We start from the raw sequence: 13964 nt of genomic DNA on the forward strand, positions 1-13964 counted from the left end.
CTAATTTTGTCATATTTATGAAACCTTTACGTAAATAATTCGTATGAAAAGTTATAGAAAGTGCTAGGGAAGGGGAGAGAGAAATGATCAGCTTAAAGCGGATTTATACAATCGCAGGGCTAATTATCGCAATTGTTATTTTAAGTATAGTTGCCTTTACCACATGGTATACCGTCGATGAATCGGATCAGGCAGTCATTTTAACATTTGGGAAAGTTGAGGAAGGCATTACGGAGCCCGGACTTCACTTTAAATTGCCATGGCCTGTCCAAAGCGTGGAGAAGCTTTCAAAGGAAACCTTTTCACTGCAGTTTGGATATGAAGAAAAAGATGGAGAAATAAAGGATTTTCCTGATGAGACAAAGATGATAACCGGGGATGAAAATATCGTTCTTGCAGATTTAGTTGTACAGTGGAAAATTACTGATCCGGAAAAATACCTTTATAATGCCGAAGAACCGGAAGAAATTCTATATGATGCTACTTCCTCATCCTTAAGAAGTATTATTGGAGGATCGAAGATAGATGCCGCGCTGACTTCAGGGAAAGCAGAGATCGAAGCGGATGTCAGAGAGCTCCTGACCTCTTTAGTTGGCAAATATGATATTGGCATATCAATTCTTGCAGTAAAACTGCAGGATGTCGAGCTGCCGAATGATGATGTAAGAAAAGCTTTTACAGATGTAACCGATGCGAGGGAAACCGCCAATACTAAAAAAAATGAAGCAAATAAATATAAGAACCAGAGAATGAATGAAGCAGAAGGTGAGAAGGAAGCTCTTATCTCCAAAGCAAATGGGGAAAAGGCAGCCCGTCTCGAAAGAGCGCGTGGAGATGTAGCAGTCTTTAATAAATTGTATGGAGAATATAAGAATAACCCTGATATTACAAGAGAGCGGCTTGTTCTTGAAACGCTTGAGCAAGTCCTTCCAAATGCAGAGATTTACATTATGAATGACGATGGAAACACGATGAAATATTTCCCGATCAGGCCTCTGGAGAAAGAACAGGCCAAACCGAAAGAGGAGGGAGGTACGGATAATGAGTGATCAAAATGTGGTTAATTTCAATGAACGGGGCGGGAATTTCAAGTGGAGAAGCTATACCAAACTAGGAATCATCCTGGTGCTCATCATTGCAGGACTAGGGATATTGTTCAGCAACCTGTTTATTGTAAAGGAAGGGGAGTACAAGGTTATCCGTCAATTTGGAGAGGTTGTACGGATTGAGAGTGACCCTGGATTAGCATACAAAATACCATTCATCCAAAGCGTTACCACACTCCCAAAATATCAAATGACTTATGATGTGTCCGAAGCTGAAATCAATACAAAGGACAAAAAGGTCATGATTATCGATAACTATGCAGTATGGAAAATTGACGACCCGAAAAAAATGATCTCAAACGCCAGAACATTGGAGGGAGCCGAGGCCAGAATGGAAGAGTTCATCTACTCCGTGACCCGCTCCGAACTGGGTCAGCTGAATTATGAAGAAATCATAAATGACGAAAAATCTTCACGCGGATCATTGAATGATCAAATTACCACAAAAGTGAATGAGTTGCTTGCAAATGATAATTATGGAATCACAGTAACAGACGTACGCATTAAACGCACGGATCTGCCGGCTGAAAATGAACAGTCTGTGTATACCAGGATGATTTCCGAGCGCCAGTCTACAGCCCAGGAATATCTGTCCAGGGGTGATGCCCAGAAGAATGTTATTATTGCTGAAACAGACAGGACCGTCAGGGAAATGCTTGCGAAGGCCCAGGCAGATGCTGAAGTCATTCGGGCAGAAGGGGAAGCGGGAGCCGCGAAGGTATACAATGAAGCCTTCTCAAAAGATCCTGAATTCTATTCCTTATTCCGAACACTTGAATCCTATAAAAAGACTATCAATGGCGAGACTGTAATTGTTCTGCCTTCTGATTCACCATATGCCCGTCTGCTGATGGGGAATACTAATTAACTAGAATTTAAATGGAAGGCCGTTATTTTTCTTTCTCTATCTGCTCATGATAGAATAAAGGAAAATAACGGCTTATTTATTGTGGGCAAGGGTACTTGCCCTTTTCTTAAGAGGAGGAGATATTAGTTGGATAAAAAAAAGCTTGTTCTGATAGATGGCAACAGCATCGCTTATCGGGCATTTTTTGCTTTGCCGCTCTTAAACAATGATAAAGGAATACATACCAATGCTGTCTACGGATTTACCATGATGCTGCAGAGGATTCTGGAGGATGAAAAACCGACGCATCTCCTTGTGGCGTTTGATGCGGGAAAAACAACCTTCCGCCATAAAACCTTTAGCGAGTATAAAGGCGGCCGGCAGAAAACCCCGCCTGAGCTATCAGAGCAGTTTCCTTATATAAGAGAGCTTCTAGATGCTTACGGAATATCCAGATATGAACTGGAAAATTATGAAGCGGATGATATCATTGGAACACTGTCCCTCCATGCCGAAAAAGATGGCTATGAAGTTAAAGTTATATCAGGGGATAAAGATTTAACGCAGTTAAGTTCTGATGCTGTGACAGTCAGCATTACCCGTAAAGGCATTACAGATATTGAAGAATACACACCAGCTCATATACAAGAAAAATACGGAATCACACCTGACAGGATTATTGATATGAAAGGCCTGATGGGTGATAGTTCAGATAATATCCCGGGTGTGCCGGGAGTGGGCGAAAAAACAGCCCTTAAATTGCTGAAAGAGTTTGGTACCCTTGAAGAGCTCTTGGATTCTGCAGATAAGGTGAGCGGAAAAAAACTGAAAGAAAAGCTGGAAGAGTTCAAGGATCAGGCATTAATGAGCAAAGAACTTGCTACTATCACGCGGGAAGCTCCCGTTGAAATAAAAATTGAAGATATTGAATATGAAGGTTTTGAAAAAGAAAAGGTTATAAGCATCTTTAAAGAACTTGGCTTTAACTCGCTGCTGGAAAAAATCGGCGGGGACACTGAAGCAATCGAAGAGGTTCTGGATGAAATAGAATTTAGCATCGCAGACGAAATTAAAGAAGACATGTTTTCTGATGAAAATGCATTTTATGTTGAGCTTCTAGAGGATAATTATCATTATGCAGACATCATTGGTTTTTCCATTGCGAATGATAAGGGGAATTTCTTCTTCTCCAAAGATACGGCTTTAGAGTCTGATGTTTTTAAAAGATGGGCTGAAGATGAAACGAAAAAGAAGACAGTGTATGATGCAAAAAGATCTGAAGTGTCACTCCGGCATCATGGGATTCATCTAAAGGGTGCAAATTTTGATCTTTATATTGCTTCATATATTATTAACCCATCTCAGACTATTGAGGATATAGCATCTATAGCAAAAAATCATGGCTATCATGCGATTCAATCTGATGAAGCTTTCTACGGCAAGGGAGCAAAAAGGCGGATTCCGGAAGAAACAGAACTTGCCGGACATTTAGCAAGAAAAGCAGCAGCCTTGATGACATTGAGGGAAAAGCTTGATAGTGATTTAAAGGAAAACCAGCAATCCGAGCTGTTTTATGACCTGGAAATGCCACTGTCTTTAATATTAGCGGATATGGAGTCAACTGGAATTAAAGTGGATTTAGAACGCCTGAGAACAATGGGACAAGACCTGCTCTCCAAATTGGATGAAATCGAAAAGCGGATACATGAGCTTGCCGGGGAAGCCTTTAATATCAATTCTCCAAAACAGCTCGGTGTAATCCTTTTTGAAAAATTGGGGCTGCCAGTCATTAAAAAAACCAAGACAGGCTATTCCACTTCTGCGGATGTTCTTGAAAAACTTGAGAACGACCATGAAATAATCCGGAACATCCTGCACTATCGCCAGCTTGGCAAGCTTCAATCCACTTATATTGAAGGTTTGCTGAAGGTAGTTAACAAGGAAACAGGCAAAGTCCACACCAGGTTCAATCAGGCTCTTACACAGACAGGAAGGTTAAGCTCAACAGATCCGAATCTGCAAAATATTCCAATCCGTCTGGAGGAAGGGCGAAAAATCAGGCAGGCATTTGTTCCTTCAGAACCCGGATGGGCTATCTTTGCTGCAGACTATTCGCAGATTGAACTGAGAGTGCTGGCTCATATTGCAGATGATGAAAAGCTGATTGAAGCCTTTATTGAAGATATGGATATTCACACCAAGACGGCAATGGAAGTATTCCACGTTAATGCCAATGAGGTTACGTCCAATATGCGGCGCCATGCTAAGGCAGTCAACTTCGGAATAGTCTACGGAATCAGTGATTACGGCCTTTCCCAAAGCCTGGGCATCACACGGAAAGAAGCCGGAAAGTTTATTGACCGTTATCTTGAAAGCTATCCTGGTGTGAAGCAGTACATGGACGATATTATCCATGAAGCAAAACAGAAAGGATATGTCTCGACCCTTCTTCACAGAAGAAGATATCTGCCAGAAATTACAAGCCGAAACTTCAACCTGCGAAGTTTTGCAGAACGCACCGCTATGAACACGCCAATTCAGGGAAGTGCAGCGGATATAATTAAAAAAGCCATGATTGACATGGCTGACCGCTTAAGAAAAGAAGAACTCAAAGCACGCCTTCTGCTGTCAGTTCACGATGAACTGATCTTCGAAGCACCTGAGGATGAAATAAAGATACTCAAAAAAATCGTGCCGGACGTCATGGAAAATGCAGTAGAATTGAAAGTTCCGCTCAAAGTTGATTATTCCTATGGCCCAACATGGTTTGATGCGAAATAATGTTGATCTTGAGCCAATGTACTTTGGAAGTAATTCACCTATAATGATTTTCTTGTTGTGAAATGCTAAGTGCTATTAACACCCCGGCAGACAGTATTCAAAATATATCATAAAACAAAGTCCAAAGCATTTTTAACTGATTTACAAAGGAGGGATAACCATGCCCGAACTTCCTGAAGTTGAAACGGTCAGAAGAACATTGCAGGAATTGGTGATCAGCAAAACCATTTCACATGTTTCGGTTTTCTGGCCTAAAATGGTTAAGCATCCCGAAGAGCTTGCCCAATTCAAGGATGCTTTAGCAGGCCAAACCTTTCAGGACATTGGCAGGAGAGGGAAATTCCTAATCCTCTACACCAATGAGTATGCACTAGTGTCCCACCTGAGAATGGAGGGCAGATACGGCCTTTACGCTAAAGAAGAACCTGTGGAAAAACACACTCATGTCATTTTTCATTTTACAGATGGCACTGAACTCAGATACAAAGATGTCCGTAAATTTGGAACGATGCACCTATATGCAAAGGGTGACGAACTTAAGACTCTTCCTTTGGCACATCTGGGACCGGAACCATTTGCAGAAGAGTTTACGGTGGACGACCTTGCTGCGAGACTTGCCCGGACCTCCCGCCATGTCAAAACTGCTCTTCTCGATCAGAAAACGATCGTAGGGCTTGGCAATATTTATGTCGATGAAGCATTATTCCGTTCACGAATTCACCCTGAAAGAGCGGCAAATAGCTTAACAAGAAGCGAAGTGGAGACACTTCACAAAGAAATTGCAGATACCCTGAGAGAAGCGGTAGATAAAGGAGGAAGCACCATTCGCTCCTATGTTAATTCCCAGGGGCAAATTGGCATGTTCCAGCTTGAGCTTTTTGTTTATGGGCGAAAAGGGGAAGATTGCAAAGTCTGCGGAAGTACACTTGAGCGGATCGTAACTGGAGGCAGGGATACTGTATACTGTCCTGCTTGCCAGAGAAAATAATAATCCGGAATAGAGCTAAAATGCGTTTCGAATAACATTGGATGGGCTTCTTCCATATACTATCGTAGCGATTGACAGGGAGGAGCTCTATTCTATGGCGCATATATTCTCACTTTTGATACTTGCTTTTGCTGTCAGTCTTGACAGTTTCAGTGTCGGTTTAACCTATGGTTTAAGGAAAATGAGCATACCATTTAAATCGATCAGTATAATCGCCTGCTGTTCAGCTATCACATTAATGGCCGCCATGACAATCGGCCATTTAATAGAAGCCTTTTTGTCTCCGGCTTTAGCTGAAAGTTTAGGAGGAGTCATTCTGATTTTTCTCGGTGCCTGGGTCCTATACCAATTTTTCAGGCCGGAAAAGGTGAAGGATATCCTTCCGCATGAAAAGACAATTGTAAATCTGGAAATCAAATCGCTTGGGCTTGTCGTTAATATCCTGAAAAAGCCGATGTCCGCCGATTTTGACAAATCCGGTGCCATCACAGGAATTGAAGCACTGCTCCTCGGGCTCGCCCTATCCCTTGATGCTTTCGGAGCTGGAATCGGTGCAGCTATGCTGGGGTACTCACCTTACTACCTGGCAATGACGGTCGCTGTTATGAGCTCTCTGTTTGTGTTTATGGGAATGCAGGTGGGGTCTATTTTCTCAAAAAGCGGATGGGTCCATAAGTTCTCATTCATTCCGGGCATTATTTTAATCGTAATCGGGATACTAAAAATTTAGCATTTTTATATGAAAGGAACACATTATGTCAATGACTGTAGGTTTGACAGGCGGGATTGCAAGCGGGAAAAGCACCGTTTCATCTCTTCTAATCGAAAAAGGGTATACTGTAATAGACGCGGATATAGAAGCCAGGTTAGCTGTTGAAAAAGGTGAGGAAGCTTATCAGGAAATTGTCCGTCATTTTGGGGAAAGGGTTCTCCTTAGTGACGGTTCAATTGATCGTGAAGAACTGGGCTCCATTATTTTTCATGATCAAAAAGAGCGGAAAGCCTTAAATAGCATTGTACATCCTGCCGTCCGCAAAAGAATGACAGCCAAAAAGGAACAAGCAATCAGACGTAATGAACAGCTGATCATACTCGATATACCGCTTTTATTTGAAAGTAAATTACAATATATGTGCGACAAAACATTATTAGTATACGCAGATGAAGATATACAGCTCCAAAGGCTGATGCAAAGAAATCAGCTATCCGGGAAAGAAGCGATGGCAAGGATTCAATCCCAGATGCCGTTAAGAGATAAGAAGGCATTAGCCGATGCTGTAATCGATAATAATGGCACAATTGAAGAAACAGAAAAACAATTATGGGGTATTTTAAAAAAATGGAATGCTGTCTAAGGAGCCTGTGATAGGCTCTTTTTTTGATGTGCTTAAAGCCCAATTAGTATGACAAAAATAATCAGCCATGCATCTGTTAGATAGACCATTACTTTATTAAAATGAGAAAAAGCATGGGCTGATATTTCTGAATTGTTGAACATTAAAAAATCCGCATTTTATTCATCACAAATGATCCCTAATATGTTATACTAATTACATCTTAAGGTAATAAAAGTATAACACTAATGCGGAAGGGGCCGTAACATGAAGGCGAAAATAGCGATTAATGGTTTTGGAAGAATTGGACGTATGGTTTTTAGAAAAGCAATCCTTGATGAAAAACTTGAAGTGGCTGCCATAAATGCAAGCTATCCGGCTGAAACTTTGGCACACTTAATTAAATATGATACCAACCATGGACCATTCGATGGAAGCGTTGTTCCGGAAGACAATGCTATTGTTGTGAACGGTAAAAGGGTTCAGCTTGTCAGCAGCCGGAATCCTGAAGAACTTCCCTGGAAAGAAATGAACATTGATATCGTTATTGAAGCTACAGGAAAGTTTAATTCCCGTGATAAAGCGGCTCTTCATCTTAATGCTGGAGCTAAAAAGGTCATACTTACTGCTCCTGGAAAAAATGAAGATGTGACTATTGTTATGGGCGTAAATGAAAGCGCATTAAAAATTGAAGAACATGATATTATTTCAAATGCGTCCTGTACAACAAACTGCCTTGCACCTGTTGCAAAAGTCCTTGATGAACAATTTGGCATTGAAAACGGACTTATGACAACAGTTCATGCATATACAAACGATCAAAAAAATATTGATAACCCGCATAAGGATTTACGCCGTGCACGTGCTTGCGGACAGTCGATCATCCCGACTTCCACTGGTGCTGCCAAAGCTTTGTCGCTGGTATTGCCTCATTTAAACGGCAAATTGCATGGAATGGCACTGCGTGTGCCAACTCCCAACGTTTCCTTAGTTGACCTCGTGGTAGACTTAAAGCGCGACGTTACAATTGAAGAAGTGAATACGGCATTTGCAGCAGCTTCACAAGGATCTCTTCATGGTATCCTGGATATTACTGACGAACCATTGGTGTCAATCGATTTCAACACAAATGAACACTCTGCCATCATTGATGGATTATCTACCATGGTAATCGGCACCAGCAAAGTGAAAGTCCTTGCCTGGTACGATAATGAGTGGGGCTATTCTTGCCGTGTCGTAGACTTGACAAAATATGTTGCACAGGAACTTTTTCAGGCATCTGCCGTAAAAGTTGGATAATTGCCAATCTCTTTTAATATAAAACTACCCATACCCTTAAAGCCTGCCATTCCCCGGCAGGCTCCTTTTATTGGACAAAACTGCATACTTTAGAATCAGAAATTTTGCGAAAAAAAATGTAGAACAATGTGTTGCAAAAAGAAATTAAACAAAGTATACTAATCCTCGTGAACTTCTCCGAGGTTTTGGTATGGTAGCTACTTAAAGGGTTAGGACCTCTCTGGACTAACTTTCCCCCGTGGTAGTTATAGACCAGTATAAATCTGGAATTTCATTAATTAATAGCTTAAAAGTTTAAAGGGGGAAATTTGAATATGGAAACTATGGGTCGTCACGTAATCTCAGAACTTTGGGGATGCGATTTTGAAAAGTTAAATGATATGGATTATATCGAGCAGACATTCGTAAATGCTGCATTAAAATCTGGTGCAGAAATTCGAGAGGTAGCATTTCATAAGTTTGCGCCACAGGGTGTAAGCGGAGTGGTTATCATCTCTGAATCTCATTTAACTATTCACAGCTTCCCGGAGCATGGCTATGCCAGCATTGATGTGTATACGTGTGGAGATCTTGACCCTAACATCGCTGCAGACTTTATTGCAGAATCGTTAGGAGCTCAAACGCGTGAGAATATCGAAATTCCTCGCGGTATGGGTCCAGTTCAAGTTAAACAAGCTCAAGTACTTTAATAACAGAATGATCTTAGGCAATCCAGAGGTGTATTCAATACACCTCTTTTTATTTTGTTTAATACTCTGCCACTACCTTTAGTATCTTCCTCAAAAATAGTACAATAAGGATACATAATAAATAACGGAGGAAAGAGAATGTCTATTTTCAGGCAGCTTGCCAGCCGCTATAAAAAGCAGTGTGAAACAAACGAAAACCACTCTGACCCTGAGCTCACTACAAGATACTATAGAACCAATACAGCACAAATGATGCAGACGATTGAAGAGTTATTCAAAGCAGACAATAATGTGAACATTCTCAGCATTTCCAAAGAACACGGAGAGATTGCAGCAGAACTTAAAAAAGACAAATCCTGTTTTGCCATTGTGACAGTCGTGACTGTCAGGCCTTTTGAAACGGCTGTAGATATCAATATTTCAACTGAGCAGTCCTCACCGGCAGGTGTGCATCCAATTCTTAAGAGAGAAGTTCTTTCGATATATGATAAATTAAATAAACGGCATGATTTTCTCGGTTCTGCAAGAAACGCAGATAAATAGTTGTACTTGTACTGTCAACTCCTTTTTTATAAGATAAGAGTATCAAATAATATTCGGTAATTAGTCTAAAGCCAACTTATAAAAAAAATTCGGAGCTGATTGTATGAGATGCCCTTCATGCCAAAACAATAATACCCGTGTGCTCGATTCCCGTCCTGTGGATGACAGCCGATCCATCCGCCGCAGAAGGGAATGCGAGAAGTGCGGATACCGGTTTACGACTTTTGAGAAAGTGGAAGAAATTCCATTAATCGTTGTGAAAAAAGAAGGTACGAGAGAGGAATTCAGCCGGGAAAAAATACTGAGAGGCCTTATTAAAGCATGTGAAAAGAGGCCGGTAGCCCTTAAAGATCTGGAGGACATTACTTTTGAAGTGGAGAAAGAACTCCGCAGCAATGGTGTCTCTGAAATAAAAAGCGATGAAATTGGCGAAATGGTCATGGACAGGCTTGCAAATGTTGACGAGGTGGCATATGTCCGTTTCGCATCAGTATACAGGCAATTTAAAGATATCAATGTGTTTATTGATGAACTCAAGGAACTAATTAAAAAAGAACAATCATAATCAGGTCAGTTTTGCCGCTGCCGCTGATTTTTGATGAAATAGGCTGATGGGCTGAAGGGTTTTCTTTGGCTCTTTTTTTTGCGGGATATGCTTTTGATGAACAGCCTAATAAAAATTTAAATAGAAAAAGGTGAACACCATGGCCCAGCATTGGCAGGAGATGCTCCCCATTGATCGATATACAGTAGCAGCCAGCGGGCTTTTGCATGATTATGACCGGAAAGTGCTGACACTGTTATACCAGCCGCTCATTGGCTCTGTGTGCTTCAGTTTGTATATGACTTTATGGGCAGAGCTTGAAGAAAACCGGCTATGGTCATCTTCAAATTCACACCATAGTTTAATGAATTTCATGGGGATGGGGCTTAAGGATATTTATGAAGCCCGCCTCAAGCTTGAAGGGATAGGACTTTTAAAGGTATATGTTAACAAAGAAGAAGAGACAAGGTCATTTATTTACGAACTGCTTCCACCGCTGACACCTGAACAATTCTTCCTTGACGGCATGCTCAATATCTATCTTTATAAGAAATTGGGGAAGAATCAATTTATGAGGCTAAAGCGATTCTTCTCAGATCAGAAGGTGCAGCCGGCCATGGGGTATGAGGAAGTAACGAAGGCTTTCCAGGATGTATTTCAATCCGGGCACCCTGGTTCTTTTGACGATGAAGTGATGCAGCTGATGAATGAAACAGATGAGGAAGGGTATATTGGAAGGCGGGAGCAGGAAGGCATTCAAATCGGCAGTGAAGATTTTAATTTTGAATTGCTTCAGGCAGGGCTGAATGAATCGCTTGTACCAAAAAAATCCCTTACAGTTAAAGTAAAAGAATCCATCAGCAATCTTGCTTTTTTATATGGAATCGACCCTATCCAGATGAAAAATATTGTCATCAGTGCAGTGAATGAAGATAATGAGATAAACATTGATGAATTAAGAAAATCGGCACGTGATTGGTATCAATTCCAAAACCAGGATATGCTGCCATCCCTGATTGACAGGGTTCAGCCTGTCAGCCATCAATCTCAAAAAAAACAGCCTGAAACACAGGAAGAAGAATTGATCCGTTATTTGGAAATTACCTCACCAAGGCAGCTTTTAAAAGATATATCCGGAGGAGCTGAGCCTTCAAAAAGCGATCTGCAGATTATAGAAGATGTCATGTTCCAGCAAAAGCTTTTGCCCGGGGTAATCAATGTGCTGATTCAATATGTTATGCTCAAAACAGATATGAAGCTGACCAAGGGCTACGTAGAAAAAATAGCAGGCCACTGGGCAAGAAAGAAGATTAAAACACCCCAGGAAGCTATTGAATTAGCTAAAAAAGAACATCGCCAATACCTTGATTGGGCAGAAGGGAAAAAAACAGCAGGCCCAACGGGGAACAAAAAGAAGCCGATCAGGACAGAGATGCTTCCCGACTGGTTTGATGAAAATAGCAGCAAAGCCGCCAAGAAGGAACAGACCGGGCAGCAAAACAGCGAAAAGGAACAGTATGAGCGGGAATTGAAAAAAAGGGAACTTAAAGAAAAATTAAAAAAACTGCGGTCACAGGAGGTGACTGATTGATGAAAAAAATTAATGAAACACTAAGACGCCTTGCAGGCAATGAAGGTTTTCAAAAAAGATATGAAATGATGAGGAGCCAAACGCTTAATCACCCTGAAGTGAAGGCTTTTATCCAAACTCATCGGGATGAATTGACATCTGAGATGGTTGAAAAGAGCCTTAGCAAGCTCTTTGAGTATACACAGCAGAGCAAGGAGTGCAATAAATGTGCGAGCTTGGAAGGCTGTGTGAATTTTATGCAGGGCTATCATCCGGAACTTGTGATTCAAAGAGGATCAATCGATCTGAAGTATGATAAGTGCCCGCGCAAGATCATGCACGATGAAAAGCGGAGAAATGAAAAATTAATCCAGAGTTTATATGTGCCATCTGATATCCTTCATGCCACTTTTGATTCCATATATGATGATGACGACCGCATTGAGGCTGTGGATAAGGCAGCATCTTTTGTAATGGACTACCAGCCGGGGTCCAAGCAAAAGGGGATCTACTTTTATGGGAAATTCGGTGTAGGCAAATCTTATTTGCTTGGTGCTATTGCCAATAAGCTTGCAAGCCGGAAAGTATCCTCCATGATTGTCTACGTCCCCGAACTATTCAGGGAATTGAAAAATTCAATTGGAGATCAGACTTTGAACAGCAAGATGGAAACCATTAAAAAAGCACCTGTTTTAATGTTCGATGACATTGGTGCAGAAACTATGTCCAGCTGGACAAGGGATGAGATATTAGGGCCGATTCTGCAGTTCCGCATGCAGGAAAGCCTGCCAACCTTCTTTACTTCCAATTTCGACCTGCAGGGCCTTGAACATCATCTCTCCTACAGCCAGCGCGGCGAGGAAGAGAAAATGAAGGCAAGAAGAATCATGGAACGCATTAAATACCTTGCTGAACCAGTGCTGGTGGAAGGACCGAACAGAAGAGTATAATCTAAAAGCTGCCGATAAGTTCCGGCAGCTTTTATTATTTAATTTAGAATAGTTTAATACACTAAAAGGCTAATCCCGCTTCTAACTTGGCCAAGTCCGCCATATACATAGAACAGAGATTTGTATAAAGGGGGGATTTGGTTGATCGAAATCATTTTCCAAAGCAGCACGGATGCGAGAAATTTTTATGAGCATCTTTATGAACAGCTCCAGTCTTTTTGTCAATGTGATAATAATATTCTTCATTTTGAAGATCAACATATAGTCAGAGTTTCTGCTGAGAATAGCGGCAATGTCCTGAATACTGTTAAGACGGCATTTTTTCAATTTATCGTGAACCAGAAGCAGGATGATTGGTTTAAACGGATACTGATGGAGCATTATTATTATGAGGACGAAGGCGAGCAGCAGCAAATTCTTGAAATTATTCACTCTATCCTGGAAGGAAACCGTGAGGATCTTGCTGCGTTTGTCAGTGGACTGGATGTAAAAGAAAGCTTAAAAAGTGCAATTGATCAGTTGTTTCAAGATAACATTTCCTTTTCTTTTGATTCATTCGTAAAATTCCGGATGCGCCCGCTTATGAATGAAATGACAAAGTACGTTGAAGTATCCATCGATGAGTACAAAATGGAACAGGAATATCAGATGTTCATTCATACATTGAGAGATTTTCTGTCAGGCAAGCAGCCAAAAATGAATACGATCCATGTCCTCATGGATGAAGGTGTTTATTTTTATGACGAGCAATTGTGTGAAATTAAGCGCGGAGAGCTCTTAAGAATGATTGACCGCAAGCTATTATCCAATCATCCTGTATATGTGGATTCTGTTACGATTGCGCCGCTGCTCTCAATCGCACCTTCAGCTATTTATCTCTATTCAGATGATTTTGACCAGCCGCTGGTCAGAACAATCCGCAATATTTTTGAAGAAAGACTTCAATTAGGCTCTCTTGCAGCTTTTTATAAATATCAAAACGCCCATTCTTATGCTGATGATGAAAAATGTAAAAGATACCCTTGATTTTCCTGAAATAACAAACTATAATAACGTACATATTATAAAAATCTAGCAAAAGTTGCGATGAGGATACGGGTATTCTAATACGGTTTAAAGAGAGGGAAGGCAAGGCTGAAACCTTCCTAACACGATCTGAATGCTTACCGCCTCTGAACTCCAGCCAGGAAATGGGCTGGCGGGAAAAGACCGTTATCTTACTACAGAGTCGCTTGTCTTTTATGAAAGCGAGAAGTAGGGTGGAACCGCGTGTTAATAATAACTCGTCCCTTTTTTAGGGGCGGGTTTTTTTA

The 13964-nt window shown here is 41.1% G+C and carries 13 protein-coding genes; all 13 read left to right on the forward strand.

Features of this window, described 5'->3' with window-relative positions; translation table 11 throughout:
• Window positions 1-83 precede the first annotated feature (83 nt).
• The 13 genes from hflK (at window position 84) to ytxC (ending at window position 13677) form a co-directional block, all read left to right on the forward strand.
• Complete coding sequence (gene hflK / locus BFI01S_RS18475; RefSeq protein ID WP_061793917.1) at window positions 84-1049, forward strand: FtsH protease activity modulator HflK; 966 nt, start codon at window positions 84-86, stop codon at window positions 1047-1049.
• Window positions 1042-1974: a protease modulator HflC gene (hflC, locus tag BFI01S_RS18480; protein ID WP_061793918.1), complete on the forward strand. Its 933-nt coding sequence runs from the start codon at window positions 1042-1044 to the stop codon at window positions 1972-1974. Before hflK ends, hflC begins: the two co-directional genes overlap by 8 nt.
• A gap of 126 nt (window positions 1975-2100) precedes the next feature.
• Window positions 2101-4734 (forward strand): DNA polymerase I, encoded by a 2634-nt coding sequence (gene polA / locus BFI01S_RS18485; protein WP_061793919.1) that lies wholly within the window; start codon window positions 2101-2103, stop codon window positions 4732-4734.
• 160 nt (window positions 4735-4894) lie between these two features.
• Window positions 4895-5722: a DNA-formamidopyrimidine glycosylase gene (gene mutM, locus BFI01S_RS18490; protein ID WP_061793920.1), complete on the forward strand. Its 828-nt coding sequence runs from the start codon at window positions 4895-4897 to the stop codon at window positions 5720-5722.
• Between the two features lie 94 nt (window positions 5723-5816).
• The gene (gene ytaF, locus BFI01S_RS18495) at window positions 5817-6452 is read left to right on the forward strand and encodes a sporulation membrane protein YtaF (protein WP_061793921.1); all 636 of its coding nucleotides are present in this window, start codon (window positions 5817-5819) and stop codon (window positions 6450-6452) included.
• A 25-nt stretch (window positions 6453-6477) separates the two neighbouring features.
• Window positions 6478-7077: a dephospho-CoA kinase gene (gene coaE, locus BFI01S_RS18500; RefSeq protein ID WP_061793922.1), complete on the forward strand. Its 600-nt coding sequence runs from the start codon at window positions 6478-6480 to the stop codon at window positions 7075-7077.
• A gap of 246 nt (window positions 7078-7323) precedes the next feature.
• Complete coding sequence (locus BFI01S_RS18505) at window positions 7324-8355, forward strand: glyceraldehyde-3-phosphate dehydrogenase (protein ID WP_061793923.1); 1032 nt, start codon at window positions 7324-7326, stop codon at window positions 8353-8355.
• Between the two features lie 314 nt (window positions 8356-8669).
• A complete protein-coding gene (gene speD, locus BFI01S_RS18510) occupies window positions 8670-9044 on the forward strand; it encodes an adenosylmethionine decarboxylase (RefSeq protein ID WP_061793924.1) in 375 nt (124 codons plus the stop codon).
• Window positions 9045-9182: 138 nt separating this feature from the next.
• Window positions 9183-9587 carry a hypothetical protein gene (locus tag BFI01S_RS18515; protein WP_061793925.1) on the forward strand — a complete coding sequence of 135 codons (405 nt, stop codon included), beginning with the start codon at window positions 9183-9185 and terminating at the stop codon, window positions 9585-9587.
• A 103-nt stretch (window positions 9588-9690) separates the two neighbouring features.
• Entirely contained in the window at window positions 9691-10152 is a 462-nt protein-coding gene (gene nrdR / locus BFI01S_RS18520) for a transcriptional regulator NrdR (protein WP_048008385.1), read from the forward strand.
• A gap of 139 nt (window positions 10153-10291) precedes the next feature.
• Entirely contained in the window at window positions 10292-11722 is a 1431-nt protein-coding gene (locus BFI01S_RS18525) for a replication initiation and membrane attachment family protein (RefSeq protein WP_061793926.1), read from the forward strand.
• A complete protein-coding gene (gene dnaI, locus BFI01S_RS18530) occupies window positions 11722-12651 on the forward strand; it encodes a primosomal protein DnaI (protein ID WP_061793927.1) in 930 nt (309 codons plus the stop codon). Before BFI01S_RS18525 ends, dnaI begins: the two co-directional genes overlap by 1 nt.
• Before the next feature lie 141 nt (window positions 12652-12792).
• Complete coding sequence (gene ytxC / locus BFI01S_RS18535; protein ID WP_061793928.1) at window positions 12793-13677, forward strand: putative sporulation protein YtxC; 885 nt, start codon at window positions 12793-12795, stop codon at window positions 13675-13677.
• Window positions 13678-13964 lie beyond the last annotated feature (287 nt).

The sequence above is a fragment of the Cytobacillus firmus NBRC 15306 genome (assembly GCF_001591465.1).
Classification (GTDB): Bacteria; Bacillota; Bacilli; order Bacillales; family Cytobacillaceae; genus Cytobacillus; species Cytobacillus firmus.